At 60.7% G+C, this 1,306-nt stretch carries 1 protein-coding gene; it reads left to right on the top strand.

Annotated elements, in window-relative coordinates:
- The first annotated feature begins 99 nt into the window (after positions 1–99).
- On the top strand, positions 100–1,302 hold the full coding sequence (locus tag RTU33_RS21785) for an ISL3 family transposase (RefSeq protein ID WP_074519909.1): 1,203 nt from the start codon (positions 100–102) through the stop codon (positions 1,300–1,302).
- The last annotated feature ends 4 nt before the right edge of the window (positions 1,303–1,306 follow it).

The raw sequence follows: 1,306 nt of genomic DNA, 5'->3' as shown, positions 1-1,306 counted from the left end.
GGTTCTTCGCGGACTCTGGGGGAAGAGCGAGTTGACAGTCAGGGAAGCAGGTAAATTGGCAGTCGCCAAACACACCCTCCACCTGTCCCTGCTGTCGCCGTGCATCCTATTGATCTTGCCTCGTTCTGGCCAGGCTATGACGCCGTTGCCTGCCGTTCATCCGCCAACAACTCCCTTCTGATTGAGCTCGAGCCTCAAGCCGGTTCAGTGCCCAAGTGCGGGCGTTGTGGTCAGCTCAGTCCGTTGATTCACGAGCGCCGAATTCGTCTGGTGCGCGATCGTGATCTGTTCGATCAGCGCGTCTTGCTTCAACTACCCGTGCGCCGAGTCGATTGCCTGCACTGTGGTCGGGTGACCGAGCGGATCGACTGGCTGGAGCCTGCATCTCGCCTGACCCGGCGGTTACGGGTCTGGCTCGAAAGCTTGCTGCGGCTGCTGCCGATCAGCCACGTCAGCCAGCTCACCGGCCTGCACTGGCACACCCTCAAGACGCTCGATAAACGACGCTTACAAGCCGAGGTAGGCACCTTCGATTCAAGCGGTGTCCGCCGCCTGGTGATGGATGAGTTCGCCCTACACAAGGGGCATCGCTATGCCACGGTCATCATGGATGCCGAGCGAACACGGGTGCTGTGGGTCGGCCATGGCAACAGCCGTGAGGCGATCCGCCCGTTCTTCGAATTGCTCGGCGAGCACTGCCAACAGATCGAGGCGGTGGCTATGGACATGAATACGGCTTTTGACCTGGAGGTGAAGAAGCATTGCCCGCAGGCCGAAGTGGTGTACGACCTGTTTCACGTCGTCGCGCGCTACGGCCGGGATGTGATCGACCGTATCCGGGTCGACCAGGCCAACCTTCTGCGCGAAGACAAGCCGGCACGAAAGGCGGTCAAGCAGAGTCGTTGGCTGCTGCTGCGCAATCGCGACAACCTGAGGGACGGACAGGCCGTGCAGTTACAGGAGCTGCTTGCTGCCAACCAGCCGTTGGCTACGGTCTATGTGCTCAAGGATGCGCTGAAGGACGTCTGGTACGCCCCCAGCGTAAGAGAGGGCTGGCGGCGCTGGCGAACCTGGCTGCGACATGCTCGCGAGAGCGACCTCGCGCCGCTGCAACGCTTCGCTCGCAACCTGCGCAAATACGCGCGAGGCATCCTTGCCAGTGCTCACTTCCACATGCATACCAGCGTCCTTGAGGGTGTTAACAACCGCATCAAGGTAATCAAGCGCATGGCCTATGGATTCCGGGACTCGGAGTACTTCTTCCTGAAAATCAAGGCCGCCTTCCCCGGGAAAGCGCGATGAACCT

Origin of the sequence: Scandinavium sp., assembly GCF_032012665.1 — a bacterium.
GTDB lineage: Bacteria > Pseudomonadota > Gammaproteobacteria > Enterobacterales > Enterobacteriaceae > Scandinavium.
The sequence above is the reverse complement of the archived record's forward strand: the minus strand, read 5'-3'. Positions and strand labels throughout refer to the sequence as shown.